Annotated in this window: 13 protein-coding genes; 7 read left to right on the forward strand and 6 right to left on the reverse strand. The window is 35.3% G+C overall.

Annotation, left to right across the window (positions count from 1 at the left end; all coding sequences use genetic code 11):
• Positions 1 to 58: 58 nt before the first annotated feature.
• The 4 genes from porK to ICJ83_RS11915 form a co-directional block, all read right to left on the reverse strand.
• Entirely contained in the window at positions 59 to 1,414 is a 1,356-nt protein-coding gene (porK, locus tag ICJ83_RS11900; protein WP_188230629.1) for a T9SS ring complex lipoprotein PorK/GldK, read from the reverse strand.
• A gap of 162 nt (positions 1,415 to 1,576) precedes the next feature.
• The gene (locus ICJ83_RS11905; RefSeq protein WP_188230630.1) at positions 1,577 to 2,743 is read right to left on the reverse strand and encodes a formimidoylglutamase; all 1,167 of its coding nucleotides are present in this window, start codon (positions 2,741 to 2,743) and stop codon (positions 1,577 to 1,579) included.
• Between the two features lie 160 nt (positions 2,744 to 2,903).
• The gene (gene topA / locus ICJ83_RS11910) at positions 2,904 to 5,405 is read right to left on the reverse strand and encodes a type I DNA topoisomerase (protein ID WP_188230631.1); all 2,502 of its coding nucleotides are present in this window, start codon (positions 5,403 to 5,405) and stop codon (positions 2,904 to 2,906) included.
• A 133-nt stretch (positions 5,406 to 5,538) separates the two neighbouring features.
• Positions 5,539 to 6,321: a hypothetical protein gene (locus ICJ83_RS11915; RefSeq protein ID WP_188230632.1), complete on the reverse strand. Its 783-nt coding sequence runs from the start codon at positions 6,319 to 6,321 to the stop codon at positions 5,539 to 5,541.
• Between the two features lie 342 nt (positions 6,322 to 6,663).
• On the opposite strand from ICJ83_RS11915, the gene miaB reads away from it, so the two are divergent.
• From miaB to groL, 7 genes are all read left to right on the forward strand, one after another.
• Positions 6,664 to 8,112 carry a tRNA (N6-isopentenyl adenosine(37)-C2)-methylthiotransferase MiaB gene (gene miaB, locus ICJ83_RS11920; protein ID WP_188230633.1) on the forward strand — a complete coding sequence of 483 codons (1,449 nt, stop codon included), beginning with the start codon at positions 6,664 to 6,666 and terminating at the stop codon, positions 8,110 to 8,112.
• A gap of 87 nt (positions 8,113 to 8,199) precedes the next feature.
• Positions 8,200 to 9,474, forward strand: coding sequence for a sigma-54 interaction domain-containing protein (locus ICJ83_RS11925; protein ID WP_188230634.1), 1,275 nt, complete (start codon positions 8,200 to 8,202; stop codon positions 9,472 to 9,474).
• A gap of 17 nt (positions 9,475 to 9,491) precedes the next feature.
• Positions 9,492 to 10,001, forward strand: a complete 510-nt coding sequence (locus ICJ83_RS11930; RefSeq protein WP_188230635.1) for an LptE family protein — start codon at positions 9,492 to 9,494, stop codon at positions 9,999 to 10,001.
• 67 nt (positions 10,002 to 10,068) lie between these two features.
• Entirely contained in the window at positions 10,069 to 11,025 is a 957-nt protein-coding gene (locus tag ICJ83_RS11935; protein WP_188230636.1) for a hypothetical protein, read from the forward strand.
• Entirely contained in the window at positions 11,025 to 11,375 is a 351-nt protein-coding gene (gene secG / locus ICJ83_RS11940; protein WP_188230637.1) for a preprotein translocase subunit SecG, read from the forward strand. Before ICJ83_RS11935 ends, secG begins: the two co-directional genes overlap by 1 nt.
• A 149-nt stretch (positions 11,376 to 11,524) precedes the next feature.
• Complete coding sequence (locus ICJ83_RS11945; protein WP_188216614.1) at positions 11,525 to 11,800, forward strand: co-chaperone GroES; 276 nt, start codon at positions 11,525 to 11,527, stop codon at positions 11,798 to 11,800.
• Between the two features lie 102 nt (positions 11,801 to 11,902).
• Positions 11,903 to 13,534, forward strand: a complete 1,632-nt coding sequence (gene groL, locus ICJ83_RS11950) for a chaperonin GroEL (RefSeq protein WP_188230638.1) — start codon at positions 11,903 to 11,905, stop codon at positions 13,532 to 13,534.
• A gap of 100 nt (positions 13,535 to 13,634) precedes the next feature.
• Here groL and ICJ83_RS11955 read toward each other — a convergent pair whose 3' ends face one another.
• The gene (locus ICJ83_RS11955) at positions 13,635 to 14,063 is read right to left on the reverse strand and encodes an exosortase F system-associated membrane protein (protein ID WP_188230639.1); all 429 of its coding nucleotides are present in this window, start codon (positions 14,061 to 14,063) and stop codon (positions 13,635 to 13,637) included.
• Positions 14,056 to 14,607: an exosortase family protein XrtF gene (gene xrtF / locus ICJ83_RS11960; protein WP_188230640.1), complete on the reverse strand. Its 552-nt coding sequence runs from the start codon at positions 14,605 to 14,607 to the stop codon at positions 14,056 to 14,058. The genes ICJ83_RS11955 and xrtF overlap by 8 nt, the downstream gene beginning before the upstream one ends.
• Positions 14,608 to 14,665: the final 58 nt, after the last annotated feature.

The raw sequence follows: 14,665 nt of genomic DNA on the forward strand, positions 1-14,665 counted from the left end.
TAGGTTAATTAAAAGGTTGATATTAATGATTAGTTAATTAAGTTTATATAGTACTTTATTATTTACCTGTTACTTGAGTTCCCATGTAATCCTGAACGGTTCTGAAACCAATGTAGCTTCTAGCTGAATCTGCGTACTCAAAATCTCTTGAGCTTACCTGTAAATAGTACGCTACATCTTTCCAAGACCCGCCACGAACTACTTTTCTTTGGTTATTATAATCGTTAACATTTGGATTTATAGTTGATGTATACTCGTAAGACGAAGGATCGTATGATGCATTTACCCACTCGGCAACATTTCCTGCCATATTATATAGATTGTAATCGTTAGGCTCGTAAGATTTAGCTTCTACAGTATATAAGGCCTGGTCGGCAGCATAATCGCCACGTACCGGCTTGAAATTAGCCATGAAACAACCTCTATCACTTTTTGTATATGGACCACCCCAAGGATAAGTTGCAGCTTGCAGACCTCCACGAGCAGCGTATTCCCACTCAGCTTCCGATGGTAATCTAAATCGGTTTACCATTTGAGCACCACTTCTCGACTTTTGATAAGAATTTTTATTAATTGTTCTCCATTCACAAAATGCTTTTGCCTGCTTCCAGGTAACCCCCACAACTGGGTAATCGCTGTAGGCATCATGCCAGAAATAATCGTTATGCATGGGTTCATTATAAGAATACGCGAAGTCTCTAATCCATACCGTAGTATCGGGGTATACTTCAATTTCTTCTTTCTTTATTACATCGCTGCGCTTAATACCTCTATTTTGAGCCGCTTCTTGAATATCCATATAATTATATTGGAATTTAAATTTCTTTACATCCCAGGTACGTTGACCATTATACGATTCTTCCATTGGCAAATACATGGTATCCATAACCTCTGCGTAAAATTCATCAGGATATTCAGATGTATCGTAAACTAAATCGATGTCTTTGTTTAATTTACGCCCTTCATAACCTGTTGGACCTAAACCAGTGTAGTTTTCGAACATATATTTTTCGTAAACCGTCATATTAGCTGTATCGGCATCTTTAAATGCATACTCACCAATACCACCATCGTCAGGCACTTTACCAACCTCATCTGCTAAAATAGCTAACTTGGTTCTCACTATCGAATCTCTAACCCAGTTCACAAACTGACGATATTCGCTATTTGTTATTTCGGTTGCATCCATATAGAAAGCGCGAACGGTAACTGTTTTTGCAGGAGCATCCTGAACACCAGCTAAATCATCGTCGGCTTTACCCATAATAAATGCACCACCTGGAATTAATTCCATACCATATGGCTTTTCTGGATGCCATTTTTTCCCTTGTACACCCACTAGCTCACCCTTATCGTTAGAGCCGCAACTAGCAAGCAAAGTCATTACTGCGGTTAATAAAATAAACTTCTTCATATCCATAGAAAACTCGAGGTTAATTATATAAGCTTCATTTTTGAAAGCGTAAACATATCTATATATTTTTTAAAAAACAACTTTTTACAGGAAAAATTTACGTTTCATCGTAAAAATTTAGCATTTCAACGATGAATTGAGTCGTTTAACTAGTTAAAAATGTTAAATACTATTCTTTTGAAACGCCTTATACCAACGTTCCGGAACTTTATTTTCGCACGCATCAATATAATCTTGATGCATGCATGGTAATAACGTATGTCTTTTTAATTTATTATTAACATTTGATAAAAAAGGAATCTCAATCCACCATCTACCAGTCATATTACTTTTATAAAACACTAATTCCTGATCCTCTACCAATGTTATAAACTTTTGATAAGACCTATCATCTGAAAAATCTTCGTCGTTAATTCTACAATTAACTCCTTCAATAAAATACCATAATATTTGAGAAACTAACATACTGGTCATTTCATCATCCTTAGAGGGTTTATATTCGAATACTCCAAACGACGACACCTTATTACTTATACCAGCATATCTTGCAACAGCACATATTTCCTTACCATTAAGTCCATTTGGCGAAAATTTCTGTTTCAAACTCACTTCTGAACCCTGTACTACATTTAAATCGACACTCACCACATTCGCATCACGCATAACCGGCTCAACTAAAGTTACGTTATTGGAAATCTCTCCCAATCTATACGACTCGAAATACAGATTATCCATTAAATCTTTTTCCTCCTGTGAATTAAAATAAGTTTGATAACCTACCGTAGCATAATTAAAAAGATTGTATGGCTCATCCAGAATAATTTTTCCAACGAAGCTATTATTTTTCATTGGCTTTGAAGAATCACCTAAATCGAACTTAGCATCTACACTCACTAAGTTTACCATAGACTGTAACGTATCGTAGGCGCGATACATGGCATAGGTTAAATCCTGACTTCCTCCTATTATAACAGGAATAATGTTTTGCTTTACTAGCTCACAAACTGTAGTTTTTAAAGCAAAATATGTATCTTCAACAGTTTCGCCAGCCTTAATATCGCCGAGATCTGCAATTACCGTATTCCAACTACCAGGAAATAAGCTATAAAATATTTTACGGATTTCGTTTAACTGAAAAACCTCTCCTATGTAATTAACATCGTTTCTATTTTCGAGAACCCCAAAAACAACGATACTAACATCTCCTAATTCAGGAAAGCCTTTCTTTTCAGAATGAATTTTAATCTTTTTACCTAACGCCTGTGGAGATAACAACTCATTATGAGCCAAAACTAAATCTGAAACAGGCGAGAAAAAATCCAAGGTCATGCGGGCAAAGTAGGGTATTGATTAGTTATTTTTATTAGAATACTTACAAATATCTTTAAATAAATGAATTATTCTACATTGTAAACATAAAAATAAACTACCAATAATTATAATTTATCGAACTAAGAAATTGATAATTATATTTTACTTAACCTTAAGCTTACTTTTTCTTGGTACTTGCTTTTTTCTTTGTGGTTTTTTTAGCAGTTTTCTTTTTGGGAGCATTAGCCTCTATTATAGCTTTAGCTTCATCTAAAGTCATTTCAGAAACATCTACGGTTTTAGCCAACTCAACCTTAATCTTACCTTTTATAACGTTATGCCTGCCCCAACGTGCTTTCTCTACCTTAATACCTTCGTCTTCCCAGTTATGCACCACTTTATCTATTTCCTTTTGAATTTTGGTTTCGATAAGTTCTACAATATCCTCTTCTGATAAATTATCCCAGTCGTACTTTTTGTTTACGTTAATAAACATATTGTTCCACTTTATAAATGGCCCAAAACGACCTTTACCTTTTTGCACCGGTAATTCTTTATAATGATAGATTGGCGCGTCGGCCTTTTGTTTTTCCTTAATAAGTTCAATGGCATCTTCTAGCTCAACACTTAACGGGTCTTGCCCTTTAGGAAGCGAAACAAACGAAGAACCAAATTTCACATAAGGCCCAAAACGTCCATTATTAACTTCTATAGTTTCACCTTCGTAAGTCCCTAATGTTTTTGGAAGCTGAAATAAATCCATAGCTTCTTCGTAAGTAATGGTATTTAACTGCTGATCCGGACTTAAGCTGGCAAATTGCGGTTTCTCTTCATCATCGGCAGTTCCTATTTGAACCATTGGTCCAAATTTCCCTAAACGTACACTTACTTGTTTTCCTGTATTTGGATCAACCCCTAGAATACGCTCTCCGGATTCTCTGTCGGCATTTTCCTGAACATCTTGTACTTGCGGATGAAAGTCCTTATAGAAATCTTTCATCATTTTAGACCAATCTACTTTTCCTTCAGCAATATCATCAAAATCCTCTTCTACTTTTGCCGTAAAATTATAATCTAAAATATATTCGAAATGATTTACTAAAAAGTCGGTTACAATCATACCAATATCGGTTGGCACTAATTTACCTTTATCAGATCCCACTTTTTCTGTTAACACTTTTGATTTTACTAAGCCGTCTGTTAATGTTATTTGTGTATAATCTCGTTCCGTTCCATCAACCGTTCCCTTTTCTACATAGTTACGATTTTGGATTGTTGAAATAGTTGGCGCATAAGTAGAGGGGCGTCCAATACCTAACTCCTCTAACTTTTTAACCAAAGAAGCCTCTGTGTATCGTGCTGGTGGACGCGAATAACGTTCGGTAGCTGTAATGTACTTATTTAACAAGGCTTCTCCCTCGCGCATAGCTGGCAACATACCATCTTGTTCTACGTCTTCGTCATCTGTACCTTCTAAATACACTTTTAAAAATCCGTCGAATGTTATAACCTCACCGTTTGCCGTAAACAACTCGTTATGTGTTGTTGCGCTTATTTTAACATTGGTACGCTCTAATTGTGCTTCACTCATTTGCGAAGCAATAGCACGTTTCCAGATCAAATCATATAACCGCGCTTGATCTCTATCTAAATCTACGGAATGCGTAGCAAAACTTGTAGGCCTAATAGCTTCGTGAGCTTCCTGTGCCCCTTTAGTTTTACCTACATAATTTCTAGGTTTACTGTATTTAGACCCGAACGCTTTTTCAATTTCTTCCTGCGCACCCTTTCGAGCTTCATCCGATAAGTTTACACTATCGGTTCTCATGTATGTTATTAACCCCGACTCATAGAGACGCTGTGCTAAAGTCATGGTTTTGCTTACCGAAAAGTAAAGTTTTCGCGAAGCTTCCTGTTGTAAGGTTGACGTAGTAAATGGTGCTGCAGGTGATTTTTTAGCTGGTTTTTTATCTAAATTATCGACTTTAAAATCGGCTGTGGCATTAGACTCTAAAAAGGCCTGAGCCTCTTCCTTTGTCGCAAATGTTTTTGGAAGTTTCGCTTTAAAAACCTGTCCATTTTCATTTGAAAATTCAGCATCAATTCTATATGAAGCTTCAGGTGTAAAGTTTTGAATATCTCTTTCACGTTCAACAATTAAACGTACCGACACCGACTGCACGCGACCAGCCGACAAACCTCCTTTAACCTTACGCCAAAGCACTGGAGATAATTCGTACCCTACAATACGATCTAAAATACGTCGCGCTTGTTGCGCATCTACCAAATCGTAATCTATTCCTCTCGGGTTTTCAATGGCTTTTTGAATCGCTGTTTTAGTAATTTCATGAAATACAATACGTTTCGTTTTGTTTTTATCCAATTTTAAAGTTTCCGCCAAGTGCCATGCTATGGCCTCTCCCTCGCGGTCTTCATCACTGGCCAACCAAACCATTTCGGCTCCCTTAGCTAGGTCTTTCAGTTTTTTAACAACTGATTTTTTATCTTTAGAAACTTCATATTTCGGACTAAAATCACCATCCACATCTACCCCTAATTCTTTAGAAGGCAAATCGGCAATATGCCCAAAACTTGACTCTACCTTAAAATCTTTACCTAAAAATTTTTCGATAGTTTTTGCCTTAGCAGGTGACTCTACGATTACTAAATTCTTCGCCATACTTCCATTTTTTGAGGCTACAAATGTATGTGAAAAAAAGTTTATCTACCTAATTTCAGACCATTTCTAAGCCATTTAAATATACAAAAGCAGATTTGTTCCAATTAATAAACCTGCTTTATATGCATTATTTTTACTCTGTTGTCTCCCCAATTTGATCAATTACATGGGCTTCGTTAAATCCTATAACATTTTTATAAATTAAGTAAGTAGGATGAAACAAGAACGATTGAATAAACAAACCTCCCACCCCACAAGTTACAAATGACAATACCAGAATACACAAATAGCTAAGCACAAGCAAACCTAAGCTTAGGAAATACTTTTTATTACCCAATTTAAAACTAACGGATATTATATCGCCCACACTTAAATCTGGGTTAAAAGCAAAAACTGCCATAAAAAACGACATAGGCACTATAGTGTAAATAAGCGGTATATAGCATAACAAAGCCGAAGGTATTGCTATTAACACCGCAACAAGCATCAATAAAAATATTTTAATCAAATAAGGCATTTTAAAAAATGCTAAAAAATCGGAAGTTGTACTTTGTTCATTATAATCCAGTTTTTTCATAATATTAAAAAAAGCTGCATTTAAGGCATATGTTAAAGTCCCTAAAACAATAACACAAGCCACTAATAAAATAATATAAGGCACCGACATGCTAGACATAAAGTTTTCTAAAGCTTCTGTATCGGCATAACCACTATTTTGTTGCGCTATAATGACACCTATAAAAGGCACATAAAATATTATAAGTATAGGCAGCATAACAATCAATGCGAACAGTTGCATTAAAAACCCTTGCAACCAGGTTTTTTTATACAACTCTAAGGCATCGCTAAATATCTGACCGAAATCCAAGGTTTGGGCTTTAGCTATTTTTTCTGATAAACTTGAAAGTGTATTCATTAAGTAATTTTGATTAGTATGAGCTTCAAAATAACACTTTTCCTATGTATTTAACAAAAATTACGTCATTTTAAAACACCGAAAGCAAAGATTAAAAATCACCAACTAAAAGCCACACGATTAAAATTTCCTTTAAGTACAACTTGAAACTCTAACAAGTAAATTTCCTTACCTAGAAAACTCAATTTCTTCATTTATTGATTAAGCCCAAAACAAACAGTAGTTAGAAAAACAATTCCTTTTCTTAAATTGAACATAAAATTAAACTGTCACTTTGTCATAAACAATAAATTAATTGTATCTTTGCATGCTTATTGAGAGACACGTGTGTTCAAGACAGTTATGGAGAAAATTATAGACGAAAAGAAACAAGGCGAAACGTTGGTTTTAAACCAAAAAGAAGGCAACAAACGCAAACTTTTTATTGAAAGCTACGGTTGCCAAATGAATTTTAGCGACAGTGAAATTGTAGCATCAATTCTTACCGAGCAAGGGTACAATACGACGCAAAGTTTGGAAGATGCCGATCTAGTTTTGGTTAACACCTGTTCGATTCGAGATAAAGCCGAACAAACCGTTCGTAAACGTTTAGAAAAGTATAATGCGGTAAAAAAATCACACAACCCAGGCATGAAGGTTGGTGTTTTAGGCTGTATGGCAGAGCGTTTAAAAACCAAGTTTTTAGAGGAAGAAAAAATAGTAGATTTGGTAGTTGGTCCGGATGCTTACAAAGATTTACCAAACTTGTTGGCCGAAGTTGAAGAAGGAAGAGACGCGATTAACGTTATTCTTTCTAAAGAAGAAACTTATGGCGATATCGCTCCCGTTCGCTTAAACACCAATGGTGTAACTGCTTTCGTTTCTATTACTCGTGGCTGTGATAATATGTGTACGTTTTGTGTAGTACCATTTACTCGCGGAAGAGAACGCAGTAGAGACCCACAAAGTATTATTGAAGAAATTCAGGATTTATGGAACAGAGGCTTTAAAGAAGTCACTTTATTGGGCCAAAATGTTGATAGCTTCCTTTGGTATGGCGGCGGACTAAAAAAAGACTTTGATAAAGCCAGCGATATACAAAAAGCTACAGCAGTAAACTTCGCACAACTATTAGATATGTGTGCAACAGCATTCCCAAAAATGCGTTTCCGTTTTTCTACATCTAATCCACAGGATATGACGTTAGATGTTATCGAATCTATGGCCAGACACAAAAACATTTGCAAATACATTCATCTTCCTGTACAAAGCGGTAGTAACAACATCCTTAAAGCGATGAACCGCCAACACACACGAGAAGAGTATTTCGAACTAATCGATAATATCAAAAAAATAATTCCAGACTGTGCTATTTCTCAGGATATGATTTCTGGTTTCCCTACCGAAACCGAGCAGGATCACCAAGATACACTAAGTTTAATGGAATATGTAAAATACGATTTCGGCTTCATGTTCGCTTATTCTGAACGCCCAGGAACATTAGCAGAAAGAAAAATGGAAGACGACATTCCTGAAGCTACTAAAAAACGACGTTTACAGGAAATCATCGAATTACAACAAGAACATAGTCTATATCGCACCAAAGAACATGTTGGAAAAGTTGAAGAGGTACTCATCGAAAAACCTTCGAAACGCTCAAACGAACACTGGTCGGGAAGAAATAGCCAAAACACAGTAGTTGTTTTCCCTAAAGGCAACTATAAACCAGGTGATTTTGTAAATGTAAAAATCACCGATTGTACCAGCACCACATTAATTGGTGAGGCGGTAGGCTATTCAGAAAATAATTAACATTTTTAGAATTAAGTTACAAGAAAAAAGATTGATATTACACGTCGTCTTTTTTCTTGTTTCTTTCAGCATAACAACTAAGCAACTATGGAATCTGTTCAAGCTATAAAACAACGATTTGGCATTATAGGAAATACGCCTGGACTAAATCGAGCCATCGAAAAAGCCATACAAGTAGCACCTACCGACATATCGGTTTTAGTTACTGGCGAGAGTGGTGTTGGTAAAGAAAGTATTCCTAAAATCATTCATCAGTTATCACACAGAAAACACAACAAATATATTGCTGTGAACTGTGGCGCCATACCAGAAGGAACAATAGACAGCGAATTGTTTGGCCATGAAAAAGGCGCCTTTACCGGAGCCACACAAACTAGAGAAGGGTATTTTGAAGTTGCTGATGGCGGAACCATTTTTTTAGATGAAGTTGGCGAGCTGCCATTAACCACACAGGTACGTTTACTTCGTGTGCTTGAAAATGGTGAGTTTTTAAAAGTAGGATCGAGTAAAGTTCAAAAAACAAACGTGCGTATTGTGGCTGCAACAAACGTAAATATGTTTGAAGCTATTGAAAAAGAAAAATTCCGGGAAGATTTATATTACCGCTTAAGCACAGTTGAAATCCATTTGCCTCCTTTACGCGAGCGTCAGGAAGACATTCATTTATTGTTTAGAAAATTTGCTAGCGATTTTGCTCTAAAATACAAGATGCCAACCATCAAACTTAGCGATTCTGCCGTTCAGGTATTAATAAAGCACCGATGGAGTGGTAATATTAGACAACTTCGAAACATTGCTGAACAATTGTCTGTATTGGAGCAAAACAGAACGATTTCGGCTGAAACACTAATGAGCTACCTACCTAATAGTTCATCAAATCTACCTGCCGTTATAAAAACATCAAAATCGGAAAGCGATTTTAGCAGTGAACGTGAAATATTATACAAAGTCCTTTTCGATATGAAAAGCGATTTAAATGATTTAAAGAAATTAACCCTCGAATTAATGAAAAGTGGCAACACAAAAGATGTTGAAAAAAGCCATGAGGGATTAATTCAAAAAATATACGGTAACGAATCGAACGACGATGAAGCCGATTACGAAGAAGAAACGGCGCATAGCAGTGAAGTTTTATCTATTCCTGAGCATACAATTCATCGTGAAGCACCAGACCCTGTGACCGATAAGTATCATTTTGCGGAAGAAATTGAGGAAGAAGAAACCTTATCCTTACAAGACAAAGAATTAGAATTAATTAAAAAATCGCTTGAACGTCACGGTGGAAAACGTAAATTAGCCGCAGCCGAATTAGGCATAAGCGAACGTACATTATATCGGAAAATTAAACAATACGATTTATAGAGGAGCGTTAAAATTATATGAAAAAACATATTATCCATCTTTTACTTTTAACTTTTAGTTTTACTTTAGTTAATTGCGGTATTTATTCGTTTTCTGGAATTTCAATTTCTCCAGACGTTAAAACGTTTCAGGTAAATCGTTTTGAGAACACATCGCTATTATTTGAGCCTGGCTTAGATTTACAGTTTCAAAACGCATTACAAGATTTAATACAAAACCAAACGAATTTAAGTTTAGTTACCACCAATGGCGATTTAACTTATGAAGGTGAAATAACCAATTACCGTATTTCTCCAACAACAGCAACCTCACAAAATACAGCGGCACAAAACCGATTAACCATTACTGTAAAAGTGAGGTTTTTCAATAAGAAAAAAGAAGATGACGATTTAGACCAAAGTTTTTCATTTTTCTATGATTACGACGGGGCAGCCCAACTAGTTGGAGCACAAAAAGCCACTGCTCACGAAGAAATATTTGACCGTTTAACACAAGATATTTTAAATGCTACCCTTGCCAAATGGTAACCATTTAAAATTACTGTTTTACAACAGCCCAATATAAATTGAAAAAAATTTTAAATTTGGTATTCTAATGAACCAAAACGATTTTACATACATCCTTCAAAACCCGCAGTCTATTACATTCGAGCAAACCGAAGCTGTAAAATCTATATTAGAGGAATTTCCATATTTTCAACCGGCACGTGCCGTTTACCTAAAAGGTCTTAAGGATCAAAGTAGTTTCAAATACAATCAAGAGCTTAAAACTACGGCGGCCTACACAACGAACCGAAGTATTTTATTCGAGTTTATTACTTCTGAGGTGTTTCAACAAAATGAAATTTCGGAATCTATAAAACATAACATTGGTAATGTTTGGAATATTGAAGTGGAATATGAAGATATTTCAGTAAACCGACGTGTTGAATTTGATGATAATTTACAGCAACAAGTTAAAGATACCACTGGAGTATTAGACCCAGCTTTATTTGAGCCTGTAAAAAATCAAGAGCATCAATCAAACACAAAAAAAGAAATACCTTCTGAATCTACAGCAGAAAATAACACACCCGAAAAAATACTCAATCTAGGCAAGCCCCTGCAATTTAACAAAAACGAAACCCATTCGTTTAATGAATGGTTGCAGCTCACGCGCTTTAAACCAATTCAGCGCAAACAAGAATCAACAAACATAAAAACAGAACAGGAGAAACCTTTAGCCACAGAATCTGTAAGCGAAATCAATACTTCAGATGATTTAGAACGCGAAAAGAAATTTGAATTAATTGATAAATTCATTCAAAAAAACCCTAAAATTAACCCTACTAAATCCTCAGCCAATAAAGGAAATTTAGCCAAGGCACAAATGATACAGCCTGAAGCCTTAATGACAGAGACTTTAGCTCGAATTTATGTCGAACAAAAGAACTACAAAAAGGCAATTCAATCTTATAAAATATTAAGTTTGAAATATCCAGAAAAAAATAGTTTCTTTGCAAACCAAATTAAAGCAGTACAACAATTACAAGAACAAAATAAATTAGAATAATGAGCACGTTTACAATATTTTTAGCATTAATCGTTTTAGTAGCGTTTTTACTAATCGTAGTTATTATGGTACAAAATCCTAAGGGAGGCGGGTTATCATCTTCTTTCGGTGGTGGCGGCACACAACAATTAGGAGGTGTTAAAAAAACTACCGACTTTTTAGATAAAAGCACCTGGACTTTAGCTACTCTTTTATTAGCTTTAATCCTATTATCTAACATGGCAATTAACAGAGGCGACGGTACGGCTGACTCTAAAGCTTTAGATGCTGATGCAACCACGGAACAGGCATTACCTAATCCGGTACAAACTACCGACGACACTGCTACTCCTGACGACGCTACTGAGTAAAACATACTAATTTACTATATAAAAAATGCCAACTTTTCAAGTTGGCATTTTTTATTGCTGCAAGTTTGTCAGTTACTCATTATTGGCATACTTTTCGAATATAATACTCGCGATAACATTAATTTTTTTAAATCTAAAAATATATACAAATGGCATTGAACATTAAACCATTAGCAGACCGTGTTCTTATTGAACCAGCTGCAGCTGAAACTAAAACTGCTTCAGGAATCATTATTCCAGACAACGCTAAAGAAAAGCCACAAAGAGGAACAGTTATAGCTGCCGGAAAAGGTACCAAAGACGAACCTATTACTGTACAAGTTGGCGACACCGTTTTATATGGTAAATATGCTGGAACCGAATTAAAATTAGAAGGGAAAGATTATTTAATTATGCGCGAAAGTGACATTTTAGCAATTATCTAATTAGCCCTCTGTCTTTCCGAAAACAGAAAAAATCATTATTAATACATTGTAAAAAATCATTCCAATTTTAATTAAACTTGGAACATTAAACTTAAAAACAAAATGGCAAAAGATATAAAATTTGATATTGAAGCACGCGACGGTTTAAAACGTGGTGTAGACGCATTAGCAAATGCAGTGAAAGTAACTTTAGGTCCTAAAGGACGTAATGTAATTATCAGCAAAAGTTTTGGGGCACCTCATGTAACAAAAGATGGTGTTTCTGTAGCAAAAGAAATAGAATTAGAAGATGCTCTTGAAAACATGGGAGCTCAAATGGTAAAAGAAGTTGCTTCTAAAACTAACGACTTAGCTGGTGATGGTACAACTACAGCTACAGTATTAGCGCAATCTATTGTAAAAGAAGGTTTAAAAAACGTGGCTGCTGGTGCGAATCCAATGGATTTAAAACGTGGTATTGATAAAGCTGTTGAAGCCATAACTAAAGACCTTGAAGCTCAAGCTCAGGAAGTTGGTAATTCGTCAGAAAAAATCAAACAAGTTGCTGCCATTTCAGCAAACAACGATGATACTATTGGTGAATTAATTTCGCAAGCTTTCTCTAAAGTTGGTAAAGAAGGCGTTATTACTGTTGAAGAAGCCAAAGGTATGGACACTTACGTTGATGTTGTTGAAGGTATGCAATTCGACAGAGGATACTTATCTCCTTACTTTGTAACCGACACCGATAAAATGATTGCCGATTTAGAAAATCCATACATTTTATTATTCGATAAAAAGATTTCTAACTTACAGGAAATCCTTCCAATTTTAGAGCCAGTTGCTCAATCTGGTCGCCCATTAGTAATCGTTGCTGAAGATGTAGATGGTCAAGCTTTAGCTACCTTAGTAGTAAACAAATTACGTGGTGGTTTAAAAATTGCTGCTGTTAAAGCTCCTGGTTTTGGTGACAGACGTAAAGCTATGTTAGAAGATATTGCCATATTAACTGGTGGTACTGTTATTTCTGAAGAACGCGGATTTACATTAGAAAATGCCGATTTAAGCATGTTAGGAACTGCTGAAACAGTGACTATCGACAAAGACAACACAACGATTGTAAATGGTTCTGGTGATGCCGATCAAATCAAAGCGCGTGTAAACCAAATTAAAGCTCAAATTGAAACTACGACGAGCGATTACGATAAAGAAAAATTACAAGAACGTTTAGCTAAATTGGCTGGAGGTGTTGCTGTACTTTACGTTGGTGCCGCTAGTGAAGTTGAAATGAAAGAGAAAAAGGATCGTGTTGATGATGCTTTACATGCAACTAGAGCTGCCGTAGAAGAAGGTATCGTTGCAGGTGGTGGTGTTGCGCTTGTGCGTGCTAAAGCTGTTTTAGAAGCGCTTACAACTGAAAATTTAGACGAAACTACAGGTGTTCAAATCGTAGCTCGTGCCATTGAAGAACCTTTACGTACTATTGTTGAAAACGCAGGTGGTGAAGGAAGTGTTGTAGTAAATAAGGTTTTAGAAGGAAAAGACAACTTTGGTTACGACGCTAAGTCTGAAGCTTACGTAGACATGCTAAAAGCTGGTATTATTGATCCTAAGAAAGTAACTCGCGTTGCATTAGAAAATGCTGCTTCTGTTTCTGGAATGATCTTAACTACCGAGTGTGCCTTAGTTGACATTAAAGAAGATGCTCCTGCTATGCCTCCAATGGGTGGTGGCGGAATGCCAGGCATGATGTAGTCGAGAGCCTCGACAGACAAAACATTATAAAAGAAACGCTTCAATTAATTTTGAGGCGTTTTTTTTGTTTCTTCCACTGAAAAAAATACTAATAATCCTTTTACTTGTTTAAGTTATAGTAATAAAACGCTGGCAATAACAAGATTAATAATACTGGCTGAATTAAAAATCTTCTGAAATTAAAAAATAAATAATAATCGTCTTGTTCGGGGTTAATTACAAAATATAAAAATACTGCAATTAAAGCCAAAAAAGATACTGCGTATAATAATATTGAGAATTTGATGATAGACCAATCCGTGAAACACAAATAAATAATACCTAAAGAAATAACCGTATTTAACCAAAACCGCAAACTCGTAAAAAACACCAGTTTTAACACTTCCCGTCGCGGACTATCAATATACAGATAATCATTTTTAAAAAATGTTAAATACGGATCGTAAAATAATTGATTCTCGTATGCTCGTATTAAAACCAACAAGATAAATAGGAGAAAAATGAAAAAATATTTCAGCATCTTAGGCATGGTTATCTTTCATTTTAGAAAATCGATTTACCCATATCATCCACAATAAAAACATCATCCCATAAATAATTATAGGAAAAATAATTTCGTGCAATAAAGACTGATATTTAGGATAATGGTACAGACCAATATTTATCAATACGATGCGAAAAAGATTAATCACATAAATAAACACACTTCCAATAAAAGCATAAAGAGTAGTTGTTTTGAAATCTGACGCAAATGCAGCGATAAAAGACACAAATAAAATAATCACACTAAACCCATTACAGCCTTCAATAATTCTAGACACATATTGATTATTTATAATGACTTTAATCGAAGGTTCATTAGGGTGCGGCAACATATTAACCTGAAACCCCAGCACTTGTAACAAATCTTTGCTTTGTTCTCCCACTATATAAGTCAAATAATCAGGATAATACAAATAACCTTCAGACAATTCTAAATAAAACTTATAACCCATTGATAAAATCAGATAGGCGAACAAAAAGGTAATTATAAACCGTATTACCAACCGATATTTTATAAATAATGCTTTCAATTATTTCGAAAAAATTCTGTTCCTGTGTGTATCGAAATTACAGCTTTTTAAATACTTT

Source organism: Aestuariibaculum sediminum, from assembly GCF_014596945.1.
Lineage (GTDB): Bacteria > Bacteroidota > Bacteroidia > Flavobacteriales > Flavobacteriaceae > Aestuariibaculum > Aestuariibaculum sediminum.

Excerpts from the sequence above, each read along its gene's own strand:
- ICJ83_RS11915 (WP_188230632.1), bottom strand. The coding sequence starts at position 6,321 with ATGAATACACTTTCAAGTTTATCAGAAAAAATAGCTAAAGCCCAAACC.
- topA (WP_188230631.1), bottom strand. The coding sequence starts at position 5,405 with ATGGCGAAGAATTTAGTAATCGTAGAGTCACCTGCTAAGGCAAAAACT.
- groL (WP_188230638.1), top strand. The coding sequence starts at position 11,903 with ATGGCAAAAGATATAAAATTTGATATTGAAGCACGCGACGGTTTAAAA.
- secG (WP_188230637.1), top strand. The coding sequence starts at position 11,025 with ATGAGCACGTTTACAATATTTTTAGCATTAATCGTTTTAGTAGCGTTT.
- ICJ83_RS11935 (WP_188230636.1), top strand. The coding sequence starts at position 10,069 with ATGAACCAAAACGATTTTACATACATCCTTCAAAACCCGCAGTCTATT.
- ICJ83_RS11955 (WP_188230639.1), bottom strand. The coding sequence starts at position 14,063 with ATGCCTAAGATGCTGAAATATTTTTTCATTTTTCTCCTATTTATCTTG.
- porK (WP_188230629.1), bottom strand. The coding sequence starts at position 1,414 with ATGAAGAAGTTTATTTTATTAACCGCAGTAATGACTTTGCTTGCTAGT.
- ICJ83_RS11930 (WP_188230635.1), top strand. The coding sequence starts at position 9,492 with ATGAAAAAACATATTATCCATCTTTTACTTTTAACTTTTAGTTTTACT.
- ICJ83_RS11905 (WP_188230630.1), bottom strand. The coding sequence starts at position 2,743 with ATGACCTTGGATTTTTTCTCGCCTGTTTCAGATTTAGTTTTGGCTCAT.
- miaB (WP_188230633.1), top strand. The coding sequence starts at position 6,664 with ATGGAGAAAATTATAGACGAAAAGAAACAAGGCGAAACGTTGGTTTTA.
- ICJ83_RS11925 (WP_188230634.1), top strand. The coding sequence starts at position 8,200 with ATGGAATCTGTTCAAGCTATAAAACAACGATTTGGCATTATAGGAAAT.
- ICJ83_RS11945 (WP_188216614.1), top strand. The coding sequence starts at position 11,525 with ATGGCATTGAACATTAAACCATTAGCAGACCGTGTTCTTATTGAACCA.